The 25,909-nt window shown below is 71.6% G+C and carries 26 protein-coding genes; 1 reads left to right on the plus strand and 25 read right to left on the minus strand.

Annotation, left to right across the window (positions count from 1 at the left end):
- The 10 genes from ABT137_RS47800 to ABT137_RS47845 all read right to left on the minus strand — a co-directional run.
- A partial coding sequence (locus ABT137_RS47800; RefSeq protein ID WP_351719644.1) for an adenosylhomocysteinase occupies positions 1-818 on the minus strand: 818 nt, incomplete at its 3' end.
- Positions 796-1,710, minus strand: coding sequence for a methylenetetrahydrofolate reductase [NAD(P)H] (metF, locus tag ABT137_RS47805; protein ID WP_351719647.1), 915 nt, complete (start codon positions 1,708-1,710; stop codon positions 796-798). The genes ABT137_RS47800 and metF, both read right to left, overlap by 23 nt.
- Positions 1,707-5,171, minus strand: coding sequence for a methionine synthase (metH, locus tag ABT137_RS47810; RefSeq protein WP_351719649.1), 3,465 nt, complete (start codon positions 5,169-5,171; stop codon positions 1,707-1,709). The genes metF and metH overlap by 4 nt, the downstream gene beginning before the upstream one ends.
- On the minus strand, positions 5,168-6,169 hold the full coding sequence (locus tag ABT137_RS47815; protein ID WP_351719651.1) for a carbohydrate kinase family protein: 1,002 nt from the start codon (positions 6,167-6,169) through the stop codon (positions 5,168-5,170). The genes metH and ABT137_RS47815 overlap by 4 nt, the downstream gene beginning before the upstream one ends.
- Positions 6,170-6,268: 99 nt before the next feature.
- The gene (gene metK / locus ABT137_RS47820) at positions 6,269-7,477 is read right to left on the minus strand and encodes a methionine adenosyltransferase (RefSeq protein WP_351719653.1); all 1,209 of its coding nucleotides are present in this window, start codon (positions 7,475-7,477) and stop codon (positions 6,269-6,271) included.
- Positions 7,478-7,547: 70 nt separating this feature from the next.
- On the minus strand, positions 7,548-7,727 hold the full coding sequence (locus ABT137_RS47825; RefSeq protein ID WP_351719656.1) for a hypothetical protein: 180 nt from the start codon (positions 7,725-7,727) through the stop codon (positions 7,548-7,550).
- Positions 7,728-7,793: 66 nt separating this feature from the next.
- Positions 7,794-8,705, minus strand: a complete 912-nt coding sequence (locus tag ABT137_RS47830) for an alpha/beta fold hydrolase (RefSeq protein ID WP_351719659.1) — start codon at positions 8,703-8,705, stop codon at positions 7,794-7,796.
- A gap of 45 nt (positions 8,706-8,750) precedes the next feature.
- On the minus strand, positions 8,751-8,912 hold the full coding sequence (locus ABT137_RS47835) for a hypothetical protein (protein WP_351719662.1): 162 nt from the start codon (positions 8,910-8,912) through the stop codon (positions 8,751-8,753).
- Positions 8,909-9,190: an acyl-CoA carboxylase epsilon subunit gene (locus ABT137_RS47840; RefSeq protein WP_502984708.1), complete on the minus strand. Its 282-nt coding sequence runs from the start codon at positions 9,188-9,190 to the stop codon at positions 8,909-8,911. Before ABT137_RS47840 ends, ABT137_RS47835 begins: the two co-directional genes overlap by 4 nt.
- 156 nt (positions 9,191-9,346) lie before the next feature.
- A complete protein-coding gene (locus tag ABT137_RS47845) occupies positions 9,347-10,444 on the minus strand; it encodes an NAD(P)/FAD-dependent oxidoreductase (protein WP_351719664.1) in 1,098 nt (365 codons plus the stop codon).
- Positions 10,445-10,641: 197 nt separating this feature from the next.
- Between ABT137_RS47845 and ABT137_RS47850 the strand changes: the two genes are divergently transcribed.
- On the plus strand, positions 10,642-11,094 hold the full coding sequence (locus ABT137_RS47850; RefSeq protein ID WP_351719723.1) for a MarR family winged helix-turn-helix transcriptional regulator: 453 nt from the start codon (positions 10,642-10,644) through the stop codon (positions 11,092-11,094).
- A 6-nt stretch (positions 11,095-11,100) separates the two neighbouring features.
- Here the strand turns inward: ABT137_RS47850 and ABT137_RS47855 are convergent, their stop codons facing one another.
- The 15 genes from ABT137_RS47855 to ABT137_RS47925 form a co-directional block, all read right to left on the minus strand.
- Positions 11,101-12,225: an acyl-CoA dehydrogenase family protein gene (locus tag ABT137_RS47855; protein ID WP_351719667.1), complete on the minus strand. Its 1,125-nt coding sequence runs from the start codon at positions 12,223-12,225 to the stop codon at positions 11,101-11,103.
- Positions 12,222-12,854 carry an antibiotic biosynthesis monooxygenase gene (locus tag ABT137_RS47860; protein ID WP_351719669.1) on the minus strand — a complete coding sequence of 211 codons (633 nt, stop codon included), beginning with the start codon at positions 12,852-12,854 and terminating at the stop codon, positions 12,222-12,224. Before ABT137_RS47860 ends, ABT137_RS47855 begins: the two co-directional genes overlap by 4 nt.
- A gap of 14 nt (positions 12,855-12,868) precedes the next feature.
- Complete coding sequence (locus ABT137_RS47865; protein WP_351719671.1) at positions 12,869-13,450, minus strand: NADPH-dependent FMN reductase; 582 nt, start codon at positions 13,448-13,450, stop codon at positions 12,869-12,871.
- 41 nt (positions 13,451-13,491) lie between these two features.
- Positions 13,492-14,280, minus strand: a complete 789-nt coding sequence (locus ABT137_RS47870) for an SDR family oxidoreductase (RefSeq protein WP_351719673.1) — start codon at positions 14,278-14,280, stop codon at positions 13,492-13,494.
- Between the two features lies 1 nt (position 14,281).
- Positions 14,282-14,956, minus strand: coding sequence for an antibiotic biosynthesis monooxygenase (locus tag ABT137_RS47875; protein WP_351719675.1), 675 nt, complete (start codon positions 14,954-14,956; stop codon positions 14,282-14,284).
- Positions 14,957-14,968: 12 nt separating this feature from the next.
- The gene (locus tag ABT137_RS47880) at positions 14,969-15,739 is read right to left on the minus strand and encodes an SDR family NAD(P)-dependent oxidoreductase (RefSeq protein ID WP_351719678.1); all 771 of its coding nucleotides are present in this window, start codon (positions 15,737-15,739) and stop codon (positions 14,969-14,971) included.
- Between the two features lie 124 nt (positions 15,740-15,863).
- The gene (locus ABT137_RS47885) at positions 15,864-16,805 is read right to left on the minus strand and encodes an LLM class flavin-dependent oxidoreductase (RefSeq protein WP_351719680.1); all 942 of its coding nucleotides are present in this window, start codon (positions 16,803-16,805) and stop codon (positions 15,864-15,866) included.
- A gap of 43 nt (positions 16,806-16,848) precedes the next feature.
- Entirely contained in the window at positions 16,849-17,523 is a 675-nt protein-coding gene (locus ABT137_RS47890; RefSeq protein WP_351719682.1) for a hypothetical protein, read from the minus strand.
- Between the two features lie 42 nt (positions 17,524-17,565).
- A complete protein-coding gene (locus ABT137_RS47895) occupies positions 17,566-18,591 on the minus strand; it encodes a methyltransferase (protein ID WP_351719684.1) in 1,026 nt (341 codons plus the stop codon).
- 54 nt (positions 18,592-18,645) lie between these two features.
- Positions 18,646-19,866: an MFS transporter gene (locus ABT137_RS47900; protein WP_351719686.1), complete on the minus strand. Its 1,221-nt coding sequence runs from the start codon at positions 19,864-19,866 to the stop codon at positions 18,646-18,648.
- Complete coding sequence (locus tag ABT137_RS47905) at positions 19,863-20,630, minus strand: SDR family oxidoreductase (RefSeq protein WP_351719689.1); 768 nt, start codon at positions 20,628-20,630, stop codon at positions 19,863-19,865. The genes ABT137_RS47900 and ABT137_RS47905 overlap by 4 nt, the downstream gene beginning before the upstream one ends.
- Before the next feature lie 54 nt (positions 20,631-20,684).
- The gene (locus ABT137_RS47910; protein ID WP_351719691.1) at positions 20,685-22,664 is read right to left on the minus strand and encodes an SDR family oxidoreductase; all 1,980 of its coding nucleotides are present in this window, start codon (positions 22,662-22,664) and stop codon (positions 20,685-20,687) included.
- Entirely contained in the window at positions 22,661-24,142 is a 1,482-nt protein-coding gene (locus tag ABT137_RS47915; protein WP_351719694.1) for an FAD-dependent monooxygenase, read from the minus strand. Before ABT137_RS47915 ends, ABT137_RS47910 begins: the two co-directional genes overlap by 4 nt.
- Entirely contained in the window at positions 24,097-24,981 is an 885-nt protein-coding gene (locus ABT137_RS47920) for a 4'-phosphopantetheinyl transferase family protein (protein ID WP_351719696.1), read from the minus strand. The genes ABT137_RS47915 and ABT137_RS47920 overlap by 46 nt, the downstream gene beginning before the upstream one ends.
- Entirely contained in the window at positions 24,962-25,903 is a 942-nt protein-coding gene (locus ABT137_RS47925; RefSeq protein WP_351719699.1) for an aromatase/cyclase, read from the minus strand. The genes ABT137_RS47920 and ABT137_RS47925 overlap by 20 nt, the downstream gene beginning before the upstream one ends.
- Between the last annotated feature and the right edge of the window lie 6 nt (positions 25,904-25,909).

Genomic DNA, 25,909 nt, shown 5'->3' on the forward strand with positions numbered 1-25,909 from the left:
GCGCCCTGTCCGCGCAGGGACTCCGCACAGCCCTTGCCCACGTCGCCGTAGCCGCACACGACCGCGGTCTTGCCGCCGATCAGGACGTCGGTGGCGCGGTTGATGCCGTCGATCAGCGAGTGCCGGCAGCCGTACTTGTTGTCGAACTTCGACTTGGTCACGGCGTCGTTGACGTTGATCGCCGGGAACAGCAGGACGCCGTCGCGCTGCATCTCGTACAGGCGGTGGACACCGGTCGTGGTCTCCTCGGTCACACCGCGGATACCGGCGGCGATGGCCGGCCAGTCCAGGGTGGTGGTCTCCAACAGGGAGCGGACGACGGCGAGTTCCTCGTTGGTGGCCTCGGGGAGGTGGCCGGTCTTCTGGTACTCGACGCCCTTGTGGACGAGCAGGGTGGCGTCACCGCCGTCGTCCAGAATCATGTTGGGGCCGTCACCGTCGGGCCAGGTCAGGGCCTGCTCGGTGCACCACCAGTACTCCTGCAGCGTCTCGCCCTTCCAGGCGAAGACGGGAATGCCTGCGGCGGCGATCGCGGCAGCGGCGTGGTCCTGCGTGGAGTAGATGTTGCAGGACACCCAGCGGACCCGCGCGCCGAGCGCGACGAGGGTCTCGATGAGAACCGCGGTCTGTACGGTCATGTGCAGAGAGCCGGTGATCCGGGCGCCGGCCAGCGGCTGGGCGTCGGCGTACTCGCGGCGGATCGCCATCAGGCCGGGCATCTCGTGCTCGGCCAGGGTGATCTCCTTGCGGCCGAACTCCGCGAGACCGATGTCGGCGACCTTGTAGTCGGTGAAGTCAGCGTTCGGCTGAGAGGACATGCTCGGCGCTCCTGATGCTGTGCGTGGGCTGGATGTTCTGGTGGATCTCAAGCGTCGCGAGGGACTTGTTGAGCGTGATGTAGTGCAGGCCGGGCGCACCCTCGTCCAGCAGCCGGGCGGCCATGGCGGTGGCGTGGTCGACACCGATGCGGTGCCCGGCGGCCGGGTCGTCCTTCGCCGCCTCCAGGCGGTGGGCCAGGTCCTCGGGAAAGCCGGCGCCGCTGAGTTGCGCGAAGCGGCTGATCTGCCGGACGTCGGTGGCGGGCATGATCTCGGGGATGATCGGGGTGTCGCAGCCGGCCGCGGCGACCCGGTCCCGCAGCCGCAGATAGTCCTCCGGATCGAAGAACATCTGGGTGATCGCGTAGTCCGCGCCCGCCCGGCACTTGGCGACGAAGTACCTGATGTCGCTGTCCCAGTCCGGCGAGCGCGGATGGCGCTCGGGGAACGCCGCCACACCGATGCCGAAGTCGCCCAACCCGCGGACGAGGGAGACCAGCTCATGGGCGTGGGTGAGGCCCTGCGGGTGCGGGACCCAGCGGGCGTTCGGGTCGCCCGGCGGATCGCCGCGCAGCGCCAGCACGTCCCGTACGCCCGCGTCCGCGTACTGGCCCATGACGTGGCGCAGTTCGGCGACCGAGTGGCCCACGGCCGTCAGATGGGCGACGGGCCGCAGGGTCGTCTGCGTCGCGATGCGCTTGGTCACCTCGACCGTACGGTCCCGCGACGAGCCGCCCGCGCCGTACGTCACGGAGACGAACGTCGGCGACAGCGACTCGATACGGCGGATCGCGTTCCACAGGGTGCGGGCGCCCGCCTCGGTCCGCGGGGGGAAGAACTCGAAGGAGAAGGAACGGGCCCCGCTCGCGAGGACCTGGCGCACGGTGCTCATCGTCGGCCTCCCGCGTTGAAGTAGTTCGCCTCGGGGTGGTGGACGACGATGGCATCCGTGGACTGCTCGGGGTGGAGCTGGTACTCCTCGGAGAGGTGGACCCCGATCCGCTCGGGCCCCAGCAGCGCGGCGATCTTGGCCCGGTCCTCGAGGTCGGGGCAGGCCGGGTAGCCGAGGGAGTAGCGGCAGCCCTGGTACTCGGTACGCAGCATGCCGTCGATGCCGGTCGGGTCGGCGCCGCCGATCCCCCACTGCGCGCGGACCCGGCTGTGCCAGTACTCGGCGAGAGCCTCCGCCAACTGGACGGACAGACCGTGCAGTTCGAGGTATTCGCGGTAGGAGTCGGCGGCGAACAGCTCGGCGGTGGCCTCGCCGATCCTGGATCCCACGGTGACCATCTGGAGGGCCAGGACATCTCTCTCGCCGGACTCCTCGGGGCGGAAGAAGTCGGCCAGGCACAGGCGGCGGCCACGCTGTTGGCGGGGGAAGGTGAAGCGGGTCCGTTCGCCTCCGTCCTCGTCCAGGACGATCAGGTCGTCGCCCTTGGACACGCAGGGGAAGTAGCCGTGGACCACGGCCGCTTCGAGGAGCCGGTCCGTCTGCAGCCGGTCCAGCCAGCCGCGCAGCCGCGGCCGGCCCTCCGACTCGATCGTCTCCTGGTCCTTCAGGCCCCACTGGCCCTTGAACAGGGCCGTCTCGTCCAGCCAGGACGCGTACTCGGCGAGCTGGATGCCCTTGACGACCCTCGTCCCGAAGAAGGGGGGCTCGGGTACGGGGTTGTCGACTGCCACGTCGCTGCGCCCGGCCGGCTCCGGCTCCCGCACCTTGAGCGGCGGCGTCTCCCGCTTCGGCACACGGCGCCGTCTCAGCTCGGGCAGGGCGGCGCCGGGCACACCGCGCTTGACCGCGATCAGCGCGTCCATCAGGCGCAGGCCCTCGAACGCGTCCCGGGCGTACCGGACTTCGCCCTCGTAGAGCTCGTGCAGGTCCTGCTCGACGTAGGCGCGGGTGAGGGCGGCACCGCCCAGGATCACCGGGAAGCGCCGCGCGAGCCCACGGGCGTTGAGCTCCTCCAGGTTCTCCTTCATGATCACGGTCGACTTCACCAGGAGTCCGGACATGCCGATGACGTCGGCCTTGTGCTCGTCGGCGGCTTCCAGGATCGCGGAGACGGGCTGCTTGATGCCGAGGTCGACGACGTTGTAGCCGTTGTTGGACAGGATGATGTCGACGAGGTTCTTGCCGATGTCGTGGACGTCGCCGCGGACGGTGGCCAGGACGATGGTGCCCTTGCCCGCCCCTCCTTCGCCGTCGGCGGTCTTCTCCATGTGCGGCTCCAGATGGGCCACCGCGGACTTCATCACCTCGGCGGACTGGAGCACGAACGGCAGCTGCATCCGGCCCGAGCCGAACAGCTCGCCGACCACCTTCATGCCGGCCAGCAGCGTGTCATTGACGATGTCCAGCGCCGGGCGGTCGGCCAGCGCGAGATCGAGATCGGCCTCCAGGCCGTTGCGCTCGCCGTCGATGATGCGGCGCTTGAGGCGCTCCTCCAGCGGCAGCGCGGCCAGTTCCTCGGCCTTGCCGGCCTTCAGGGACTTGGCGGTCGCCCCCTCGAACAGTGCCATCAGCTTCTGCAGAGGGTCATAGCCTTCGGACCGGCGGTCGTAGATCAGGTCGAGCGCGGCCTTCACCTGCTCCTCCTCGAACCGCGCGATCGGCAGGATCTTCGACGCGTGGACGATCGCGGAGTCCAGGCCTGCCTTGACGCACTCCTCCAGGAACACCGAGTTGAGCAGGATGCGGGCGGCCGGGTTGAGGCCGAAGGAGATGTTCGACAGACCGAGGGTGGTCTGGACGTCCGGGTGGCGGCGCTTGAGCTCGCGGATCGCCTCGATGGTGGCGATGCCGTCCCCCCGCGACTCCTCCTGACCGGTGCAGATGGTGAAGGTCAGGGTGTCGATGAGGATGTCCGACTCGTGGATGCCCCAGTTCCCGGTCAGGTCGCCGATCAGCCGCTCGGCGATCTCGACCTTCTTCTCGGGAGTGCGGGCCTGCCCCTCCTCGTCGATGGTCAGCGCGATCAGCGCGGCGCCGTGCTCACGGGCGAGCCGGGTGACCTTCGCGAAGCGGGACTCGGGGCCGTCGCCGTCCTCGTAGTTGACGGAGTTGATGACCGCACGCCCGCCCAGTTTCTCCAACCCGGCCTGAATCACGTCGACTTCGGTCGAGTCCAGGACGATCGGCAGGGTGGAGGCGGTCGCGAACCGGCCCGCCAGTTCCTCCATGTCCGCGACGCCGTCCCGGCCCACGTAGTCCACGCAGAGGTCCAGCATGTGGGCGCCCTCGCGGATCTGCTCGCGGGCCGTCTCCACACAGTCGTCCCAGCGGCCCTCCAGCATGGCCTCGCGGAACTTCTTCGAACCGTTGGCGTTCGTGCGCTCGCCGATCGCCAGGTACGCGGTGTCCTGACGGAACGGCACCGTCTGATACAGCGAGGCGGCACCCGGCTCGGGCTGCGGCGAGCGCGGCACCGGCTCGACGCCGCGCACCCGCTCCACCACCTGCCGCAGATGTTCCGGGGTCGTACCGCAGCAGCCGCCCACCAGCGACAGCCCGTACTCGCGCACGAACGTCTCCTGCGCGTCCGCCAACTCCGATGCGGTCAGCGGGTAGTGGGCGCCGTCCTTGCCGAGGACCGGCAGACCGGCGTTCGGCATGCACGAGAGCGGAATACGGGCGTGCCGGGCCAGATGGCGGAGGTGCTCGCCCATCTCGGCCGGTCCCGTGGCACAGTTCAGGCCGATCATGTCGATACCCAGTGGCTCGAGCGCCGTCAGCGCCGCGCCGATCTCCGAACCGAGCAGCATGGTGCCGGTCGTCTCGACGGTCACCGAGCAGATCAGCGGGACGTCCTTGCCCAGCGCGTCCAGCGCCCGGCGGGCACCGACAACCGACGCCTTGGTCTGCAGCAGGTCCTGCGTCGTCTCCACCAACAGGGCGTCCGCGCCGCCGACGAGCAGGCCCTCGGCGTTCTGCTGGTAGGCGTCGCGCAGCGTGGCGTACGGAGCGTGGCCCAGCGTCGGCAGCTTGGTGCCGGGGCCCATCGAGCCGAGCACCCAGCGCTGCTGCCCGGTCGACGCGGTGAACTCGTCGGCCACCTCGCGGGCCAGGCGGGCGCCCGCCTCCGACAGCTCGAAGACGCGGTCGGCGATGTCGTACTCACCGAGCGCGGCGTGGTTGGCGCCGAAGGTGTTCGTCTCGACACAGTCGACGCCCACCGCGAAATACGCCTCGTGGACGGAGCGCACGATGTCGGGGCGGGTCAGGTTGAGGATCTCGTTGCAGCCCTCGAGATTCTCGAAGTCCTCCAGAGTGGGGTCCTGCGCCTGCAGCATGGTGCCCATCGCCCCGTCGGCGACGACGACTCGGGTGGCGAAGGCTTCACGGAGGTCTGTCATGGCGTGCCGTCCAGGACTTCCAGGGCGTGCAGAGCGGGGGCCAGTTCGTCGGCCGCGGCCGCGCCGTAGGCGCGCTCGGCCGTGGCCAGAAGGTGGTGCCGGTCCACGCGGTAGGTCTGCGAGCCGACCGTGGACAGGGCCGTGGACGCCAGCACGCAGCCCAGGCGGGCCGCGGCGGGCAGCGGCAGATCGTGGCCGAGCGCGGCGAGGAAGCCGGCCCGGAAGGCGTCGCCCACCCCGGTCGGGTCGGTGACCGGCGCGTCGGGGACGGCGTCCACGGTGAGCGGGGCGTGGCCGGCGCGGTCCACGCGCACTCCGGCGCTTCCCAGGGTGGTGACCCAGGCGCCGACCCGGGCGAGGACGTCGTCCCGGTCCCAGCCGGTGCGTTCGAGGAGCAGAGCGGCCTCGTACTCGTTGGTGAACAGCCAGCGGGCGCCGTCCACCAGGTCGCGCACCTGGGGGCCGTCGAGGCGGGCGAGCTGCTGGGAGGGGTCGGCGGCGAAGGGCAGGCCGAGGCGGCGGCACTCGCGGGTGTGCCGGAGCATCGCCTCCGGGTCGTCGGGGCCGACCAGGACCAGGTCGGGGCGCGGCCGCCCGTGGAGGGACCGCGCCAGGTCGATGTCACGAGCCTCCTGCATGGCGCCCGCGTAGAAGGCGGCGATCTGGTTGGCGTCCTCGTCGGTGATGCACATGAAGCGGGCGGTGCCGCGCTCGGCCGAGACGTGCACGGCGCCGGTGTCGACGCCGTGCTCCTTGAGCCAGACCTCGTGCTCGGCGAAGTCGGCACCGACGGCCCCGACGAGCAGCGGGGCGAGGCCGAGGCCGCCGAGGCCGAAGCAGATGTTGGCGGCGACCCCGCCCCGGCGCACCTCAAGCGCGTCGACCAGGAAGGACAGGGAGACATGGGCGAGTCGGTCGGGGATGAGCTGGTCCGCGAACCGACCGGGGAAGACCATCAGATGGTCCGTGGCAATGGATCCTGTCACCGCGATACGCACATGAACTCCTGAACTCCTGTCGGGTGGCAGGCACCGGACGGGCCAGCACCTGCCGGCCTGGGGATTCGTGATTCCTGGGGGGTGGATTGGGGCAGGGCGTCAGATGCCCGCGGCGGCCCTGAGCGCCTCGGCCCGGTCGGTGCGCTCCCAGGTGAAGTCGGGCAGTTCGCGGCCGAAGTGGCCGTAGGCCGCCGTCTGGGCGTAGACGGGCCGCTTCAGGTCGAGGTCGCGGATGATCGCGGCGGGGCGCAGGTCGAAGACCTGGGTGATGGCCTGCTCGATGGTGTCCTGGGCGACTTCACCGGTGCCGAAGGTCTCGACGAAGAGGCCGACGGGCTCGGCCTTGCCGATGGCGTACGCGACCTGCACCTCGCAGCGGGACGCCAGGCCGGCGGCGACCACGTTCTTGGCGACCCAGCGCATCGCATACGCTGCCGAGCGGTCCACCTTGGACGGGTCCTTGCCGGAGAAGGCGCCGCCACCGTGGCGGGCGTAGCCGCCGTACGTGTCGATGATGATCTTGCGGCCGGTCAGGCCGGCGTCGCCCATCGGGCCGCCGATCTCGAAGCGGCCGGTGGGGTTCACGAGGAGGCGGTAGCCCTCGGTCTCCAGCTTGATGTCGTCCTCGGCGAGCTCGGCGAGAACGTGTTCGACGACATGTTCGCGCACGTCCGGGACCAGCAGCCCGTCCAGGTCGATGTCCGGGGCGTGCTGGGAGGAGACGACGACGGTGTCCAGGCGGACCGGCCGGCTGCCCAGGTACTCGATGGTGACCTGGGTCTTGCCGTCCGGGCGCAGGTAGGGGACGGTGCCGTTCTTGCGGACCTCGGTGAGGCGCCGCGCGAGGCGGTGCGCCAGCTCGATCGGCAGCGGCATCAGGGTGGGCGTCTCGTCGGTGGCGTAGCCGAACATGATGCCCTGGTCACCGGCGCCCTGGGCGGCCAGCTCGTCGCCGGTGCCCTCGACGCGGGACTCGTAGGCGGTGTCGACGCCCTGCGCGATGTCCGGGGACTGGGCGCCGATGGACACCGACACACCGCAGGAGGCGCCGTCGAAGCCCTTCGCGGAGGAGTCGTAGCCGATCTCGAGGATCTTGTCGCGGACGAGCGTGGCGATGTCCGCGTACGCGGTCGTGGTCACCTCACCGGCGATGTGCACCTGGCCGGTGGTGATCAGGGTCTCCACGGCGACGCGCGCGGCCGGGTCCTGGGCGAGCAGGGCGTCGAGGACGGTGTCGCTGATCTGGTCGGCGATCTTGTCGGGATGGCCCTCGGTCACGGACTCCGAGGTGAACAGACGGCGGGACATGTCTCTCCAGGGTGGGTGGTGAGGGTGGATCGGTGGGTGGCTGGGTGCGCGCGGCGCTGCGCGCGGTGGGTCAGTCGGTGCCGCGGAAGATCGACGGGTCCGGGACCTGGTGCTCCTCCCCGGCGAGCAGTGCGGGCCGCACGACGGCTGCCCCGACGAGGGGGCGGCGGGCGCGGGCCGGTTCGGCCGGGGCCGGGACGTGCTCGGCTTCCTCAAGACGGTCAAGAATGTCCAGCGTGTCGATGCTCATCTCTGTCTGTCTCCCGATGACTTCGGCGGCTTCGGCGGCTTCGGCGGCTCGTGTCCCCGGTCGGAGTCACACCGCGGGGACCGGCCGGCTCACCGGCCGGGCGGGCGCCGCGTCCTTGGCGAGCAGGCAGTCCTCCAGGAAACCGAGGGCCTTGAGGTGGTAGGTACGGGCCGCCCAGCCGAGGCTCAGGTTGTGCCCGGCGTCCGGCTGGTGGGCGATGACGGTCGTGGTGGCGGCCAGCGGCCGGCGCAGGGCGGCCAGGGCATCGTCGTCGAACAGCCACCACTGCTCCTGCTCGGCGAAGGTGAAGCGGACCGGGATCCGGACCCTGCGGGCGATCCGCGGGTACATGCCGGGCCACAACGGCCCCTCGTGTGCCTCCAGTTCGGGTACCGGCGACACGAGGTGGCGACCCTGCCGGAAGGCGTCCGGCGGGTAGAGCCGCAAGGAGCCCCAGTGGCGGCGCCAGTCACCGTGGCCGTGCCGGCCCGGGAGCTGGTCGGTGCGTACGGCGAGGCGGCTGCCGAGGCCGGAGATGTCCAGGCCGATGAGGCTGCTGCCGCGCTCCTCGGCGGCCGCGGCCAGGGCGAGCTTGCCGCCGTTGGAGTGCGCCACGAGGAAGATGCCCGCGCCTGTGTCATGGGTGGCGGCGAAGTCGGCGAGACCGTCGTGCAGCGTCGCCGCCTGCGCAGCCAGCCCCTGGCCGCGCGGCAGGTGGGGGGCCGAACTTCCGTAGCCGGGGCGGTCGACGGCCAGGACCGTGTAGCCGAGGCCGGCGCCGAGGGCGAGCAGCGACAGTCCGGGGCGGGCCCGGCTGTCGAAGTAGCCGGCCCGCATGCCGCCGCCGTGCACCGCGACCACGACGGCCCGGGGCCGACCGGAGGGCGGCTCGGCGATCAGTGCCGACAACGGGATCCCGGCGGCGTCGAGGGTGATCTCGCGGGCCCGGAAGGCATCGGTGGTCAACGGCTGGGCCATGGGATCAACAACTCCGGGCGGTTGGGAGGTACCCGGGTGCCGCCCTCATCTCCTGGTCGGCGCCGGGCAGCGGGTGAGGCGGCGGCGTACCAGGCGGCGTACCAGGTGATGGACCAGATGGTGGACGGGGACGCCGGGTTCACCGGGGTGCGGCGGTAGCGCGCGCTCCGTGCCGGCCTGGGGCACGCGCACGTCGGACGCGCTCATCGTCGGTATGCGTCGTCGCGCCAGCTGCGCGGTGTGCCGGCGCGGGTGCGCCGTTCGAGGCGCTGCCAGCGTGCGGTGCGGCGGCCGGACTCCGGGCCCTCGGCGTGGTCCTGCTCCGTGTTGCCGACGGCGGCCGCACGGGCGAGCAGCACGGCGGTGAGCGCGGCGAGTTCGGTCGCGTCGGGGCTGCCCTTCTCGATGCGCAGCACGGTGCCGGCGGGGCCGGTGATGATCTCCGTGCTGTCCTTGCTGTCCTTGGTGTCCCTGGACGGTGGCATGGGCGTCGTCTCCGTGGTCGTGGGAACGGATCGGGAAACGCGAACGCCGCACGAACTCGCCGGTCCCAGACGGGGGATGGGGAACCGGCGAGCTCGCGCGGCGAGCTCGGGTGGTGCAGTGGTGCAGTGGTGCAGTGGTACGAGGCTGTCGCCGGGTCAGGCGGCCGTGGGGCCCAGCTGGCCGACGAAGCGGCCGGTGAACAGGTCCTGGCCCTTGAACTGGGAGACCATCTCGGTCGGGGCGACGAACGGGCCCTCGGGCGAGGGGAGCTGGCCGACGCCGCCCTCGCTGCCGAGCGGCAGGAGGATCATCGGGAAGCCCAGCGGCTGGTAGGTCGCCGTCGGCTCCTCGCCCTTGATCTGGGCGAGGATGTTCTTGGCGACGACCTCGGCGTGCTGCATCGCGTAGCCGGCCATCTTGGCCTCGGCGACGTCGGTGATGTCGCCGACCGCGTAGACGTGGTCGTGGCCCTTGACGTTGAGCTTCTCGGTCACGGGGACCTGGCCCTGCTCGGTGAGGGCGGTGAGCTTGCCGTCGGCGAGGTAGTCGTTGTTGATGACCGTGCCGAAGGCGCGGTACCAGACGTCGGCGGTGATCTCGTCACCGGCGGTCGTGGTGACGGTGAACGAGCCGACCTGGCCGGAGGGGGTGCCCGGCTCGGCCGTCAGGCCGGTGCCGAGGCGGACCTCGATGCCCAGGGCGTCGAGCTGGCCGTGCAGGTCCTCGACGACCTCCGGCTTGAAGCCGGGGAGCAGTTCCTTGGCCGGGTCGACGATGGTCACCTTCTTGTCCGGCCAGACCTGCTTGATCTCACCGGCGAGTTCGAGGCCGACCGGGCCGGCGCCGAGGATGAGGACGTTGTCCGCCTGCAGCAGTTCCTTGTGCGAGGCGCGGAAGTCCTTGAGCGCCTCCTCCACGGTGGCGGCGGAGGGGTTGGCCGGGTAGGCGTAGCTGGAGCCGGTGGCCAGGACCACGTAGTCGGCCGCGACGTGCCGGCCCGAGGCCAGGGTGACGCCGGTGGGGTCCACGGAGACGGCGCGGTCCTGAACGACCTGGCCGTTGGTGAGCAGCGTCTTGAACGGGAAGAACATGTTGGGCGCCCACTCGGGCTGGGCCAGTGCGCGCAGCGACCCCGCCACGTTGGCGAAGGCGTCACGCGGGTCGATCAGGACGACCTCGGCCTCGGACTCGAGGGCCTTGGCCACCGCGGCGCCCCCGTAGCCTCCGCCGACAACGGCGACTTTACGACTCATGATTCACACTCCACAAACCAATGAAATTGCGTCGGGCTCTGCTCGAAAACGCTAATTGATTCGCACTGCGAACCACAATGCAGAGAAACTTCAGGAACTACAGATCTTTGTTAAGAAGTAGAAGTTCCTGCTACGAACTTTCGATATTCGGGTGCTACGCTGCACGCGTGGCCAAGCATGAAGACGACGACGGCGCGATGGGGCTGGCGGCCGCACTGGTGCGGTCATCGTTCCTGGTCAACGCCGTGTATGCCCAGGTGAGCCGTGAGCACGGACTGACCCCGCAGCAGGGCCAGTTGCTGTGCGTGCTGATGGCGCAGCCGTACGGAATGAGCGAACTGTGCTCGATGCTCGGGCTCGCCAAATCGAGTCTGACCGGTCTGGTGGACCGCACCGAGAACAACGGCCTGGTACGGCGCGAGAACGATCCGCGCGACAGCCGTGCGGTGCGGGCGGCGCTCACCTCTCGCGGCGCACGGCTCGCCGACCGCTTCTACACCGACGCCTGCCGGCGCATCGAGCAGCTGCCGGCCGGCCTCGACGCCGCGGGACGGGACACTCTCGCCGCACTGCTCGGCCGCGTCGTGCGCGACAACGACGGCCCCGTGGTCTTCGTCGAACCCGGCCACGGGGCCGCCGCCCGCGGCTGACGGGCCTCAGGCCGCGATCAGCCGCTGCGTGTAGGCGAGCGCGGCCGGCTCGAACTGCAGGGCGGCATGCGAGCCCGCCGCGTGGACGTCCCGCCAGATGCGCTGCATCGGGTGGGACGTGGCCTGCCCGCGGGTCCCCGTCACGTGGAACAGCCGGTCCACCGCGCCGACGAGCAGCTCCACCGCGAGCGTGGCGTCGCGATGGTTGCGCACGGCCGCGCCGTCCTCCACGAGCCGGCCCCCGTCGGCGGTCCCGGCGACCCGCGCGAGCAGCAGCGCCGCCGCGTCGATCTCGCCCGCCGCGCGGGTGTAGGCGATGCGGGCCGTGTCCCGGGCCGCCGCCCGGGCTCCGCTCGACGGTGTGCCGAGGTGCTGTTCGACCAGGCGCAGCGCGGCGCGGGCCGCGCCCAGGATGGGCGCCGCGAAGGTCAACCCGTTCACCGCGAACAGCGGTGCCGCGTGCACCGGGGACCCGGTCGGCGCCGGCAGGTTGCCCTGGCGCATGTCGTCCCAGACGAACGAGCGGTACTCCGGCACGAACGTCCGCTCCACCAGCAGGGTGTGGCTGCCGGTGGCGCGCATGCCGAGCGTCGACCAGGACTCCTCGTGGGTGAAGGAGTCCCTGGGCACCGCGAACACCCGGATCGACCGGTCGCCCTCGCGCGGCGGCGCCGAGCTGAGCAGTGCCCAGTCGGCGAACTCGACCCCGCTGACGTAGAGCCACTTGCCGGACAGCGACCAGCCGCCGGTCACCGGCTCGGCCTGGACCCCGGCAGCGACCATCGAGCTCACCAGCCGGGTGTCGGTGCCCTTCGCCCAGACCTCCTCGCGCCCCTCCTCGGGCAGGAAGGCGCTGAAGCGCCCGTTGTACGCCCACAGGGACGCGAGCCAGGCGGCGGACGCGCAGCCCTCGCCGATCGTGGCGACGGCCCGCGTCACCGACTCGAAGGTGCCGCCTGCGCCGCCTTGCGCCGCAGGGGCAAAGGCTTTGGTGAACCCGGCCGCCGCCAGCGCCTCGACGGTGTCCTGGCCGAGCCGCCCGGCCGAGTCCGCGCCCTCGGCGCCGCGGGCCGCCGCACCGGCCGCGGCGTCCAACGCCCCGGCGTCGTGTCCTGCCGGCTCGCCGCTCACACGCGCTCCCTGATGTACTCGATCTCGCTGAAGTGGAGCTCGACACGGACGCCGTCCAGGCCGTCGAGAGCGGACGGCTCCTTGGGCCGCTCCAGGAAGGCGCGGAAGCTGTTCTCGTCCTCCCACTGCGCGTACTTGATGACGTGCTCGCCGGACAGGCCGCGGTGCACGGCGTGCGACACGTAACCCGGCGTGGTCGCCAGCTCCTCGGGATCGTGCGTCATTTCCTTGAGCACCTGCGGCTGGTCCTCGGGCGCCGACGTGACCACGATGACCACGGTGAAGCGGGGCTCGTCGAGGCTGATACGGGGCTCGGGGTGCCAGGTGTGGACGACCTCGCAGGGGATGTTGTCCAGGCGGGAGACGTTCAGGGCGCTGCCGAGGCGGCCCTGGGTGGCGCGCTCGCCCAGGAAGGCGTCGTACGCCTCCTTGCTCTCCCACTGTGCGTAGTTGACCACCGAGCGGCCGTCGAGCCCCCGGTGGAAATTGCCCGAGACCAGGCCCGGCTGGACGTTCGCCGGCGGCAGGCTGCGCCACTGGTCGAACAGCACCTGCTGCCCGTCGGGGCCTTCGGTGTGAAAGATGTTGAACAGCGTGAAGTAGCCGTCCTCCACCCTGATGGAACTCATGGCTCTCCCTGGTTTCAGGCGGCGTACGGACGTGCGGTGCGGGCGTCCTTGAGGGCACAGGCCCACCACTGGAGCTTTTCGAGCATGGCCTTGGCGGGGACGGCGGCGTCGGGCGCGCGCAGCACACCGTCGTCGCCGATGTGCTGCCACACGCCGTGGAAGCTGACCGTGTCGCGGATCGTGGCCGCGTGCAGCTCCGCGAAGACCAGGCGCAGCTGCTCGACGGCCCGCAGCCCGCCGGACAGACCGCCGTAGGAGACGAACGCGACCGGCTTGGCCTGCCATTCGGCGCGGTGCCAGTCGATCAGGTTCTTCATCGGGGCGGTGAAGCTGTGGTTGTACTCCGGCGTGATCACGACGAACGCGTCCGCAGCGTCGAGGCGTGCGGCGACGGAGGCGAGCAACTCGGCGGACTCGCCCCCGGGTTCCTGCGTCAACGACAACGGCAGTTCCACGTCGGCCAGATCGAGGACGTCGACGTCGTACATCGCGCAGGCCTCGACCTCCGCGACGAACCAGCGCGCGACGGCCGGACCGGTGCGGCCCACACGGGACGAACCGATGATCACGGCAAGGCGCAGTGTTCCCTCGGACATGTTTTTCCTTCCTGTGAGCCGGAACCGGACACGGACCCTCGTCAGGGGCGGGCGCCGTGGCGGATGGCGCGCATCTGGGCCACCCACACATCGGCGTCGGCGGCCCGCTGCCGGAAGGAGTCGGCCGAACCCTGGTGCGTGAAGACGTGGATCCGGTTCTCCTCGATGGCTTCGAGGGCGGCCTTGGCCACCTGCTCGGGTTCGAGGACCTCGGAGACCTCCTTCAGCTTGGCCAACTGCTCGTTGCTGCTGACGCTGGCGGCCAGCATCGGGGTGTTGACCGCCTGGGGCATCAGGCACGAGACGCCGAGACCGCGGTGGCCGTACTCGACGGCGAGGTACTCGGCGAACGCCACGGCCCCCTGCTTGGCGACCGAGTACGGCGCCGCGCCGAACGCGGTGAGCACACCGCAGGCGGCGATCGTCTGCACCAGGTGTCCCTGGCCGGCCTCCAGCATGGCCGGGACCACGGCTCGGGCCGCCCACACGTGCGACATCATGTTGACGTCGAGGGCGCGCTTCCAGTCCTCGTCCGACGCGTCGTAGCCGCCCGTCACGGTCAGTCCGGCGTTGGAGACGAAGATGTCGACAGAGCCGAACCGCTCCCGGGCCCGGTCGACCAGGGCCTGGATCGACGCCTCGTCGGCGACGTCGGCCCGGACCGCGAGGGCTTGGGCGCCGATACCGGCGGCCACCTTCCCGGCGCCCTCGACGTCGATGTCGGAGACGACGACGCCCCGGGCGCCGGCGGCGGCCAGGGCCTCGGCGATCGCCTTGCCGATGCCGCTCGCGGCGCCGGTGACGACGGCAACGCTGCCTTCGATCTTCATGTCACACACTCCCGAACGGGTTGGTCATCACGTAACGCCACTCGCCCCGGGCGTTCTTCTTCAGGACGTCGAGGCCGCGTCCGGTGCCGGTCATCTCGGGCTTCGAGGGCACCTCGATGCTCCAGTCGACGACGAGCGCGGCGGTGTCGCCGACGACGTAGCTCTCGACGACCTCGGCCGACAGCTGCGGGTCCAGCTTGAGGAACTCGACCACGGCGGCGCGGTGTTCGTCACCGCTGACGGCCTTGCCGGGCTCCCAGACGGCCGCGGCGCCCGGCGCGTAGACCGCCATGATCGCGTCGATGTCCCGGGCGGCGTAGGCGTCCAGGTACTTCTGGTTCATCTCCGCCGGGGTCGCGGCCCCGTCCTGGCCCGGCGTTCCGGCGAGCGTCAACGGCCGTACCTCCAGCTCCTTCTGGAGGTAGGCGTCCCGGCCGTCCAGGAACTCCTTCATGTACGACCGCCCGAGGTGGCGGGCCAGGTCCTTGCGGGTCGCCCAGATCTCGTAGAACACGAAGAGGTTCGGGTCCTGCGCGTCCTGGTTGATCCAACTGCCCAGGCAGCCGGGCTCGGTGCGGGAGCGCTCGGCGAAGTCGACGAGCAGCGCGCCGAGCTCCGCCGCCTTCTCCGGCTTGGCGTGGGCGAAGCCCACCGCCGACTGGATCTCGTTCTGCATGATGGGGGCTCCTCAGCCGAGAAGGGTGCCGCCGGTGGCGTCCACGAACGAACCGGTCATCCAACGGGCCTCGTCCGAGGCGACGAACGCGACGATGTCCGCGACCTCGTCCACCTCGCCGACCCGGTCGAAGGCCGACAGGGCGGACATCTGCTTGACCGCCTCGGGGTCCTCGAACACCGGGTCACCGTTGTTGGTGACACCCGGGGCGACCGTGTTGATGGTGATGTCCCGCGCCGCCAGTACCGGCGCCATGTGCAGGGTGATCTGCTCCAGGGCGCCCTTGCTCATCGCGTACGCGATCTGGATCGGGAACGCGGAGTGGGTGACCCCGGACGACACGTTGACGATGTGGCCGCCGTCGGGAATCAGCTCAAGGGCCTTCTGGATGAGCAGGAACGGCGCCTTGGCGTTGATGTTGTAGCAGTTGTCGAGGATCTCCTCGGTGACCGCGGCGGGCCCGGCGCCCTCGAAGCCGGTGGCGGCGGCGTTGTTGATCAGGATGTCGAGCCGGTCCGAGCCGGTGAGCTCGACCAGGCCCGCCCTGGTGCCGTCGAGGAGCTGCTCGACGGCGCCCGGCCGGCCGAGGCTGGCCTGCACGGTGAAGGCGCGGCCGCCGGCCTGCTCGATGAGCGACACGGTTTCCTTCGCCGCGACCTCGTTGCCGGAGTAGTTCACCGCGACGACGGCACCGTCCTGCGCGAGCCGCAGGGCGATGGCGCGCCCGATGCCCCGGCTGGCGCCGGTGACGAGCGCCGTCTTGTTCTCGAACCTGCTGGTCATGGAAAGCCCTTCGAAAGGGGGGAGAAAGATCGTTGGGTGGTGTGCACGCGGCGGCAGCCGCACAAAGAACGCAGCCCCGCGCCCCTTCGGGGCGCGGGGCTGCGGCGGACTTCGCCCGGCCTGCTCAGCCGGCGTGCTGGGCGACGGCCTCGCGCACCGCCGGGGCGATATCGCCGGCCCAGCGGCCGAGGGACGGCAGGTCCGGGGTTCCGCCGCGGGGCGAGAAGAGCATGAAGCCCGACGCGCCGTGCTCCACGACCGCCGCGGTCAGCTCCTCGATCCACTGCTCGACGCTGCCGCCGATCCACCGGCCGTCGCCGTCGCGCGTCCTGGCCAGCGGTCGCTCGGTGATCTGGCCGGGGAAGTTGAAGATGGTGCGGACCTCGCGCGGGTCACGGCCCACGGACCGCGCCGCCTCGTCGACGACCGGGCGGGAGGCAACGTAACGCGCGCTCAGCCAGTCCGCCGCGTGGCCCGGGATCCAGCCGTCGGCCACCCGGCCGGTGGCGGCAAGGGACTTGGGGCCGACCGATCCGGTCCACACCGGGGGCGCCGCGACCGGAGCCGGTTCGATCTGCTCGACCTGGTAGTGGCGGCCCTTGAAGGTGACCGGCGGGCCACCACCGGACAGCTTCCCGACGAGGACGATGGCCTCCTCGAAGGCCTCGACCGCCTGGGCTGGGGTGAGCGGTTCGACGCCCATGGCGGCGATCCGCTCCCACAGCCCCCCGGCACCCATGCCGAGCACGACCCGGCCGTCGGAGAGCGCGGACAGGGTCGTCACCGTCCGCGCCAGCATGGCCGGGGGTCGCGTGGGCAGATTGCTGACGTTGGCGAACCCCGCGAGGTTCTGGGTGCGACCGACGACGAAGCCGACGGTGGCGTACGCGTCCAGACGCTGCCCGATATAGGGGTGGTCCGACAGGGAGAAGAGGTCCAGTCCTTCCCGGTCGGCCAGTTGGGTCATCTCCAGCAGCACCGGCATGTCGTCGATGACGCTGTGTGCACCGAAGCCGAAGACGACGGCGCGCGAGGACAGTGCCGTCCGTGTGGTCGGGATTGCCAAGGGGGTGCCCTTCAGTTCTTGTACGGGTGTACGGGTGTACGAGTCAGTTCGTACGGGTGGCGTGGAACTCGTAGCGGCGGCCCGCTCCGGCCTCCGCCTGCCCCATGTACTCCAGAAGCGGTTCGATCTCCGCCTTGATGTGGACGAGCGCTTCCGCCTCCGAAGCCCACTCTGACAGCAGGAAGATCCCGTCGTCGTCCGCGCTGACATGGAAGTTGGCGGCGATCGCGCCGGGGTAGGCCCGGTCCTCGCCGACGGTCTTCTCCTCGGTGCCGAGCAGGCCGTCGACCCAGGCCCGCGCTCGCTCGCCGTCCCGCATGGCGAAGAAGGCGGCCGGGTAGCAGCCGACCGGCGGGAGCGGGTCGGGCAGCACGGTGGGCTGCACCCTGCGGTACAGCCGGAACGCCGCGGGCTCGCCCGGCTCGTAGCCGAGTGCGCGCCAGTCCGGGCGCAGCGCCTCGAAGGCCCCGCGCGGCCCGTCCGCGTCCTCGGCGTCCGCCGTGAACTGGGCGTACGTCAGCAGCGATGTGCCGTCGGTGCCGTGGAACAGGGACACGGACGCGAGGCCCGCGGGCCACTCGGCGGACTCCCAGTGCGCGAGGACCGCGGCACCGGCGTCCCGCAGGCGCTCGGGGTCACCGCCGGTGACCTCCTCCACCAGCACGGTGGCGATGTCCGGACGGCCGATCTCCGGCCGGACGTGCGACGTGGTCGGCATCGTCGACTCCTCAGGTTTCCTCTGTTTTCTCGGGCCGGGGGTTCAGGCGTCCTTGCGGCCGATGACCAGGACGTCCTCGTGCAGCCCGTCGACCTCGGCGGTCTCGGGCGTGAAGCCGGCCGCGCGCAGCCAGCCGTGCAGTTCGTCGGCGGAGTACTCGTGGCCGCCGCGGGACCAGACGAGCATCGTCAGACCGGCCAGGGCGCCGTGCATCGAGGGCTGTTCGCCGCCCGCCATCGGGTCGTAGACGAACACGGCCCCGCCCGGCTCCAACGCGTCGTAGGCCCGCTTGAGCAGGTCGATGCGGTCCTCGACCCCCCAGTTGTGCAGGACGTGGCCGAAGACGAGGACGTCGGCCCTGGGCAGGTCGTCCTTGAAGAAGTCGCCGCCGTGGAAGGTGAGTTCGGTGTCGCCGAGCCGGGTCATGTGCCGGTCGAAGGCGGACCGCAGCGGCGGCAGGTCGAAGACCGCGCCCTTCAGGTGCGGGTTGTGCTGGACGACCTCGTGCGCGAAGTTGCCGCGGGCGCCGCCGATGTCGATGAAGGAGGTGTACCCGCTCCAGTCGATGCGGCTCAGGGCCTGCGCGATCGGCGCGCTCAGCAGGTCCATGCTGTCGAGGAAGCCGTCGGTGGCGTCGGCGTCCGCGTACAGGGTGTCGTACGGGTTGCCCGCGACCGCGGCCTGGTTCTGCGGCTTGCCGGTGCGCAGCGACTCGGCCAGACCCTGCCACGCCGGGTTCAGCTCCTGCTCGCAGAAGTGCAGGTAGCCGCCGAGGTAGGCGGGGCGGCCCTTGACCAGGAACGCGTCGCTGACCGGGGCGTTGGTGAACGCGCCGTCGGCCGACTCCAGCAGGCCGAGGTGGACGAGACCGGCGAGCAGGTCGTTCGCGCCGCGCTCGACAAGGCCGAGTCGCTCGGCGAGTTCGGCGGTGGTGACCGGGCCCTTGGACACTTCGGTGAACAGGTCGTACTCGACGGCCGCGAGCAGCATCCGCGACTGCCAGGAGCCGAGGATCAGGCCCATGATCGGGCCGGGGTTGACGGAGTTGTCGGGCGTGTCGACTGCCATGGCAGTGAGCCTCCTTGAGGTGATGGAACAGCTGGGAGCCGAGGAAGCGGCGCGTCAGGTGGTGGTGGTACGGGCCGGGCGGCGCGCGAGCGCGGCCACCAGACCGAGTGCGCCCACCGCGGTGACGAGCGCCGCCGCGGGCCGCGGGCTCGCGGCGCGGGTCAGCAGCAGGGCGACGAGCGGCAGCAGCAGCGCGGCGCCGAGCTGTACGAACGCCTGGTACAACGACACGGCCGCGCCCCGGTCCGCGGGGGCGAGGCCGGCCGTCGCCTGGGTGTTCAGGGCTACGAACGCCAGGCAGAACCCGGTCTCGACGAGCAGCAGGACCGGCAGCATGCCAAGGACGTAGCCGCTGTCGGGACGGGCCAGGTACAGGACCTGCCCGAGGAACGGGAAGAGCGCGCCGAGCGTGATGAGACGGCGGCTGCCGTGGCGGGCGATGAGCCGGCCGGCGAACGGCACGCTCAGCGCCAGCGGCACGCAGGCGGGCAGCAGCGCGAGCGCCGAGCTCCAGGGCGACCAGCCGTACCCGTCCGCCATCCGGAAGACCATCAGGACCAGCAGCGCCTGGTAGGTGCCGTTGAGGCAGGCGGCGCCCAGCGCGGAGCGCAGCAGCGGGCCCCGCTTCAGGAGCGCCGGGCTCGGCAGCCGCGCCGGGCCGCCGCCCTGCTCGCGCGGCAGCACGTACGCCCCGGCGACGAGCAGCACCAGGGCCACGGGCGCGGGGAAGACGAACACCCAGCGCCAACTGGCCGCCGGCAGGCCGCCGGCCAGCAGCAGCCCGGCGGTGAAACCGGTCGCGCCGAACAGCGAGTACACCGACAGGGCCCGTCGTCGCTGCGGGCCCTGCGGGAACAGGTCGTTGATGATGGCCAGGCCGGTCGGCGCGGTCAGGGCGGCGCAGCACCCCTTGACGACGCGGACGGCGACCAGGAGCACGGGGCCGCCGGCGAGGCCGCCGGTCAGGGAGGCCAGGGCGAACAGCAGCATCGCGCCCAGGTAGGCCCGGCGCCGTCCGACACGGGCGCACAGCACGGGGCCGAACAGCAGCAGCGCGGCGAAGCCGAGCGCGAAGCCGCTCATCAGCCACTGGGCACTCCACGCGGTGAGGCCGAACCGGGCGGCGAGCGTGGGCAGGGCGATGAGGAGGACGGACACCTCGATCGCGTCGAGCAGCATGTTGCCGGAGAGCACGAGGAGCCGGGACCACTGGCGTGCGCTCCATGCCTCCTGCCCCTGCGTGGCGGGCGCGGCGGTGGCGGCGGGCGCGGTCACCAGTGCAGCACCTGCCCCTCCGCCGTGCCGTTCTCCCCGAGGAAGGTGGCGGTGGGGCCGTCGTCGGGGAGGGTCGCGAGCAGGACCGGGATGCGCGCGCCCTGCTCGGTGGTGAGCCGGCCGTGGTGACCGTTGATGTCGGTGGCCACGAAGCCCGGGGACGCCGCGTTGACCAGGATGCCGGTGCCGCGCAGCTCGTTGGCGTACGCCAGCGTGACCGCGTTCAGGGCGGTCTTGGACGACGCGTACGCCAGCAGCTTCGACGGGAACTCGCCGGGCGGGTGCTCCCCCGTCTGGTCGAGGTTCTCGGCGGCCGACTTCAGCGAGCCGATGGCGCTGCTGACGTTGACGATGCGGGCCGAGGGCGCCTTGCGCAGCAGTGGCAGCAGGGCGTTGGTCACCGTGATGACGCCGAGGACGTTGGTCTCGTAGACCGTCCGCACCTGCTCGGCGGGGGTCTGGCTGGGGGGCTGCATGGGGCCGCCGATACCGGCGTTGTTGACCAGGACGTGCAGGGCGCCCGCCTCCTCGGCCAGGTGCTCGGCGGCGGCCTTGACGGAGGTCTCGTCCGTGACGTCGAGGTGCAGGAACCGCACGTCGAGGCCGTCGGCGGACAGCTCGTCGGCGGTCCGACGGCCGCGCCGTTCGTCGCGGGCCCCCAGATGGACGGTGTGGCCGCGCTCGGCGAGCTGCCGGACGATCTCGCGGCCGATCCCCTTGTTGCCTCCGGTGACGACAGCGACGCGCGCAGTGTGGGCGGACATGTAGGGCCTCTCACATGGGTGGTTCTCGCTGGGGTGGGTGGGGACGGCCGCGGCTCAGCCGAGGAGGGTGCCGCCGGTGGCGTCGATGAAGGCGCCGGTGATCCAGCGGGCCTCGTCGGTGGTCAGGAAGGTGACGACGTCGGCGACGTCGCCGGCCTCACCGACCCGGTTGAAGGCCGAGAACTTCGCCATCGCCTCGACGGCCTGCGGGTTGTCGAAGATGGCGCCGCCGTTGTCGGTGATGCCCGGGGCCACGCTGTTGATGGTGATGCCGCGCGGCGCGAGGATGCGGGCCAGCTGGAAGGTGAGCTGCTCGATCGCGCCCTTGGTCATGGCGTACGCGACCTGGTCGGGCACGGAGGTGCGGGTGACGCCGGTGGTGAGGTTGACGATGCGGCCGCCGCTCGGCATCTGCCCGATGGCCCGCTGCACGAGGAAGTACGGCGCCTTCGCGTTGACGGCGAAGTAGCGGTCGAACTCGTCGGGGGTGAGGTCCTCGGGCGCCGAACCCGTCGACGTGACGGCCGCGTTGTTGACCAGGATGTCGAGGCGGGTGTCGCCGGTACGCTCCTTCAGGCCGCGCTCCAGGCCGAGGAAGAGTTCGTGCACGTCGCCGGGGACGCCGAGTTCGGCGCGCACGGTGAAGGCGCTGCCGCCCTCCTTCTCGATGAGCTCGACGGTGTCGTTCGCCGCCCGCTCGTTGGCGGCGTAGTGCACGGCGACGAGCGCGCCCTCGCGGGCGAGCCGGATGGCGGTCGCCCTGCCGATGCCGCGACTCGAACCGGTCACGAGGGCCGTCTTGTCGGTGAGCCTGTCCACGGTTGGCCTTCCGGGTTGGTGGGTGTGCGAGAGCCGCGACGGTGCGGCATGCCGTTCGGGGCGCGGCTGTTCGGTCACGTCGAGGCCGCTGATCACGCGGGCGAGGTGGCGGCGGACGGGCGCCTGGCCGAGCAGTTCGCCGAAGATGTCCCGCAGCGCGAGCACGTCCTCGGTGCCGAACAGCAGCCGGGCCTGCGCGTCGATGTTGGCCAGCGTGCGTGCCCCGGCGGGATGCCGTTCGGCGTGGTACGTGTCGAGCAGCGCGGGCGCCGCCGCACCGGTGGCGACCCGGGCCAGCTTCCAGCCGAGGTTCGCCGCGTCCTGCAGCCCGAGGTTGACGGCCTGCCCGCCTACCGGCATCTGGCGGTGCGCGGCGTCGCCGGCGAGCAGCAGCCGGCCGCGCCGGTACTCGGTGACCTGCCGGGAGACGGTGCCGAAGCGGTTGAGCCAGCGGGCCTCGCCGTGCCCGATGTCCTCACCGGTCACCGCGGCCCAGGCGGCGGCGACCTGCTCGAAGGTCACCTCGCCGGCCGGCTGCTCGCCGAAGCGGTGGACCATCAGCCGGGTGGTGCCGTCGGGCCTGCGGTAGGCGGTGGCGATGCCGCCGGGGAAGCGCTCCAGCCGCCGGTTGCCGATCTCGATGCCGGCGACGTCGGCGCGCAGCATCACCTTGTCGGCGTCGTGTCCGGCGGACGCGAAGCCGCCGAGCTCACGCACCGTGCTGTGCTCGCCGTCGCAGCCGACCAGGTAGTCGGCCTCGATGGTGTACGTGGCGCCCGGCGCGCCGCCGGCGGCGGGCCCGCGCACCTCGGCGTGGACGCCGTCGCCGCTGTGCCCAAGGCCGGTCACCGTGTGACCGCGCCGGATCTCGGCACCCGACTCCAGTGCGTATGCCTGCAGTTCGGTCTCCAAGTGGTGTTGGAGGCACTCCCACTGGCCGGCGTACGGATGGTCCGGGTCGGCCTCGGCGAGGTCGAGGCGCAGGCCGCCGAAGTGGCCGGGGCCGACCGGCGGCAGATCGCCGAGCCGGGGCAGGAAACCGCGGTCGGCGAAGATCTCCATGGTTCGCGCGTGCAGGATCGAGGCCCGTGACTCGCCGGTGGGCCGGGGCAGTCGCTCCAGGACGACGACGTCCGCGCCGCCCGCTCGCAACTCGGCCGCGAGGAACAGGCCGACCGGCCCCGCGCCGACGACGAGCACATCGGTGCGGGTCATCGGCGCTGTCCGAGCGCCGGTCCGAACCAGCGGGCCAGCGAGGAGCCCAGGTCGCGGTGGCTGCCGGGCGCGGCCCAGGCGACGTAGCCGTCGGGGCGCAGCAGTACGGCGCCGGCGCCCGCGAGCGGGCTGCCGGCGGGGACCGTGTCCGCAGTCGCGGTGACGGTGTCGACGCGGTCACGCCAGGGCTGCGCGCGGCGGCGCAGGACGGCGTTGTCGTCGAGGTCGAGCAGGACACCGCGGCCCGTGCGCAGGAGTTCCGTGCTGCTGGTGCGCCGCTCCCCCGTGGTCACCGGCAGGTACGGAAGGCGCCGGCCGAGCAGCGGGCTGGATCCGCCGCCGACGTCGTAACGGATGTCGAGGCCGCTGACCTTGGCCGCCAGGTGCCGTGTCACACCCGGCAGTCGCACAAGCTCGGCGAGGACGTCGCGCAGCGGTGCGGACTCCTGGCCGCCGAGGATCAGCAGGCTCTGCGCCCGGGTGTTGGCGAGCAGGCCGCGGCCCACCTCGTGGCGTTCGGTGTGGTACGTGTCGAGCAGTTCCTCGGGGGCGTCGCCGCGCAGCACCGCCGCCAGCTTCCAGCCGAGGTTGTGGGCGTCCTGAACGCTGGTGTTCATGCCCTGCCCGCCGGCCGGCAGATGCACGTGGGCGGAGTCGCCGGCCAGGAGGACGCGTCCGCGCCGGTACTGCGTGACCTGCCGGGAGGCATCGCCGAAGGCGCTGACCCACACCGGCTCGGCGTGCGTGATGTCGATGCCCGTGAGCCGCTTCCAGACATCGGCGACCTCGGTGAACCGCGGCGGTCCGGTGCGCTTGCGCGGGGGCACGCCGTGCTCGCCGACGATGATCCGGTGGATCCCGCCGGCGAGCTTGGCGACCATCACGAAACCGCCGTCGATGTGCTCGCCGGTCATCCGCGGCTCCAGGTCGACCCCGCGCAGGTCGGCCAGGAGCATCTCGGTGGTGGCGGCCGTGCCCGGGAAGTCGAACCCGGCCGCCTTGCGGACCGCGCTGCGTCCGCCGTCGCAGCCGACGAGATAGCGGGCGCTGAGCGTCTGTTCGCCCTCGGGGCCGCGCACGGTGACCGTGACGGATTCGCCGAGGTCCGCGTACGAGACGAACTCGTGCCCACGGCGGATGTCGGCGCCGAGCTCGCTCGCCCAGGCCTCCAGAGCCTGTTCGGTCACCGACTGCGGCACCGTCTTGGCGGCCTCGTGGAAAGCGCCGAGGACGCCCATGTCCAGCGGGATGCCACCGAAGTGGCCCATGCCGCTGGTCTCGTAGTCACCGAGGCGGCGCAGCAGTGCGCGCTGGTCGAAGACCTCCATCGTGCCGATGGTCAGCCCGATGCCCCGGGACTCGCCGGTGCGCTCGGGGTGCCGTTCGAGCACCGTGACGTCGATCCCCGCCAGGCGCAGTTCCCCGGCGAGCATCAGCCCGGCGGGTCCCGCTCCAACAACGACCACCGAAGCGTCCATGAACCTTTCCTCCTCAAAGCCAGTAGCGGAGCCGCGGACAGCGGCGGGCCCGCCCCGCCGTCGTACAGGGACGCCACGGGCAGCGAACGCAGCGTGACGATCGGCTCCGCGGATGCGAACAGCGCGGCCGCGGCAGCGTGGTGCGGCCCGGCCGGCACGTTGCGCACGATCCAGCCGGCCGGACCGGGCGGGGCGCCGGTCCGGGGTGCGAGTCCCAGGTAGTCACGAGCGGGGCTGCGGGCGAGCCCCGTGCCAAGTCCCTTGAGATACGCCTCCTTACGGGTCCACAACTGCGCGAAGGCATCGGCCCTGCGGGCCTCGGGAAAGTCCCTCAGCTCCTGCCATTCCGCCTGGTGGAGAGCGGGCCCGCACACCCGCACCGCCTCGATCGTCGGCGTGCGCTGCACGTCCACGCCGACGACCGTGGCCGCCGTGCCGATCAGCACGAGGCCGTGGCTGTGCGAGAGCGAGAAGTGGACGGGCAGCGGAGGGTCGTGCAGCACGGGCCGGGTCGTGCCGTACGGCCGCGCCGGCGCGGGCTCCCGGCCCAGGCGCAGCCGCTCGGGCGGGTACCCGGTGGCTTCCGCGAGGACCCGGCGCAGCGCGATGTGCGCCGACAGGTACTGCACCCGGTCCGTGGGCCGCATGAACAGCTCCGCCCGCCGCAGCTCCGCGGCGTCCAGCTCGCGCACCGCGAGCCGGGCCGCCGCCGGGCTGTCCGCCGACGGCGGACGCAGCAGCCACAGTGACAGCCGCGGCGGCTCGCGCAGCACCGGGATCAGCGGCGGTCGTCCGAACTCACGCAGTGGACCGCCGAGTTCAGCGCCGAGCCTCGGCATAGGCCTTGGCGTGGCCCAGCGTGGCCAGGCTGTTGGTGCTGAGCGCGGTGTGCACGTACGCGCGGGCGTCGGCGACGGTGGCGTCCGTGCCGAGGATGCGGGCGATGTTCTCGGTGTTGATCGTCACCGTGTGCTGCGAGGACGCCCTGACACCGGTGTCGGTCTCGGCGAACGTCCAGTAGCCGGTGTGCAGCGTCATCAGCGCCGGCAGGGTCACCTGCTTGTAGGCGATCTTGTGGTGCGGAAAGGTCACCCGGTACGACTTCGTGGTGTGCACGGAGCCGTCCTTGGCGCGGGTGTCCATCTCCAGCGTCTGCAGGCCGGGAGCGTCCTCGTCGAGGCGGACGGTGGCCACGTGCGGCAGCCGCTCGGACCACAGGTTCGCCTCGTTGATGAAGTCGTAGACGTCCTTGGCCGAGCCGGCGATCTCGACGGAGTCCTCGAAGGAGAACGTCAGGTCGGCCTCGGTCTCGGCGTGGACGCGCTCGACGTTGGTGCGCAGCGCCGCCAGCTCGGAGCGCGAGTTGCGGTCGACGGCCTCGTCGATCCACTGCAGGCTCTCGGGGTCGTCGTCGACGGCCCGGTAGTCGTGCAGCAGCCGGATCCGTGACTCGGTCGCGGAGAGGGGCTCGATGATCCAGGTGCCGCCCATGGACGCGACCGGCGGGGTGGACACCTCCTGGCGGAAGGTGATGCGCAGGTTCTCCGGGTCCAGGGTGCGGCGCGACGTCCAGTTCTTGGGCTCGCCGTTGGCGGTGGCCCAGATCTGGATGCGCTCCTCACGCTCGCCGCGCTCGGCGTGCTCGACGTGAATGGTCGGCGGGAAGATCCGCGGCCAGTTCTCCACTTCGGCGATCAGCCGGAAGACCGTCCCGGCCGGTGCGGCCGCGGTGATCTCGTGCTCGACCTCACGGATGGTCATGGTCAA

Origin of the sequence: Streptomyces sp. NPDC001980 (assembly GCF_040296885.1) — a bacterium.
In the GTDB taxonomy this organism is placed as follows: domain Bacteria; phylum Actinomycetota; class Actinomycetes; order Streptomycetales; family Streptomycetaceae; genus Streptomyces.

Coding starts and splice junctions, on each gene's coding strand:
- metF (WP_351719647.1), bottom strand. CDS start 1,710: ATGAGCACCGTGCGCCAGGTCCTCGCGAGCGGGGCCCGTTCCTTCTCC.
- metH (WP_351719649.1), bottom strand. CDS start 5,171: ATGACAGACCTCCGTGAAGCCTTCGCCACCCGAGTCGTCGTCGCCGAC.
- metK (WP_351719653.1), bottom strand. CDS start 7,477: ATGTCCCGCCGTCTGTTCACCTCGGAGTCCGTGACCGAGGGCCATCCC.
- ABT137_RS47825 (WP_351719656.1), bottom strand. CDS start 7,727: ATGAGCATCGACACGCTGGACATTCTTGACCGTCTTGAGGAAGCCGAG.
- ABT137_RS47830 (WP_351719659.1), bottom strand. CDS start 8,705: ATGGCCCAGCCGTTGACCACCGATGCCTTCCGGGCCCGCGAGATCACC.
- ABT137_RS47835 (WP_351719662.1), bottom strand. CDS start 8,912: ATGAGCGCGTCCGACGTGCGCGTGCCCCAGGCCGGCACGGAGCGCGCG.
- ABT137_RS47840 (WP_502984708.1), bottom strand. CDS start 9,190: ATGCCACCGTCCAGGGACACCAAGGACAGCAAGGACAGCACGGAGATC.
- ABT137_RS47845 (WP_351719664.1), bottom strand. CDS start 10,444: ATGAGTCGTAAAGTCGCCGTTGTCGGCGGAGGCTACGGGGGCGCCGCG.
- ABT137_RS47850 (WP_351719723.1), top strand. CDS start 10,642: ATGGGGCTGGCGGCCGCACTGGTGCGGTCATCGTTCCTGGTCAACGCC.
- ABT137_RS47860 (WP_351719669.1), bottom strand. CDS start 12,854: ATGAGTTCCATCAGGGTGGAGGACGGCTACTTCACGCTGTTCAACATC.
- ABT137_RS47865 (WP_351719671.1), bottom strand. CDS start 13,450: ATGTCCGAGGGAACACTGCGCCTTGCCGTGATCATCGGTTCGTCCCGT.
- ABT137_RS47870 (WP_351719673.1), bottom strand. CDS start 14,280: ATGAAGATCGAAGGCAGCGTTGCCGTCGTCACCGGCGCCGCGAGCGGC.
- ABT137_RS47875 (WP_351719675.1), bottom strand. CDS start 14,956: ATGCAGAACGAGATCCAGTCGGCGGTGGGCTTCGCCCACGCCAAGCCG.
- ABT137_RS47880 (WP_351719678.1), bottom strand. CDS start 15,739: ATGACCAGCAGGTTCGAGAACAAGACGGCGCTCGTCACCGGCGCCAGC.
- ABT137_RS47890 (WP_351719682.1), bottom strand. CDS start 17,523: ATGCCGACCACGTCGCACGTCCGGCCGGAGATCGGCCGTCCGGACATC.
- ABT137_RS47895 (WP_351719684.1), bottom strand. CDS start 18,591: ATGGCAGTCGACACGCCCGACAACTCCGTCAACCCCGGCCCGATCATG.
- ABT137_RS47905 (WP_351719689.1), bottom strand. CDS start 20,630: ATGTCCGCCCACACTGCGCGCGTCGCTGTCGTCACCGGAGGCAACAAG.
- ABT137_RS47910 (WP_351719691.1), bottom strand. CDS start 22,664: ATGACCCGCACCGATGTGCTCGTCGTCGGCGCGGGGCCGGTCGGCCTG.
- ABT137_RS47915 (WP_351719694.1), bottom strand. CDS start 24,142: ATGGACGCTTCGGTGGTCGTTGTTGGAGCGGGACCCGCCGGGCTGATG.
- ABT137_RS47920 (WP_351719696.1), bottom strand. CDS start 24,981: ATGCCGAGGCTCGGCGCTGAACTCGGCGGTCCACTGCGTGAGTTCGGA.
- ABT137_RS47925 (WP_351719699.1), bottom strand. CDS start 25,903: ATGACCATCCGTGAGGTCGAGCACGAGATCACCGCGGCCGCACCGGCC.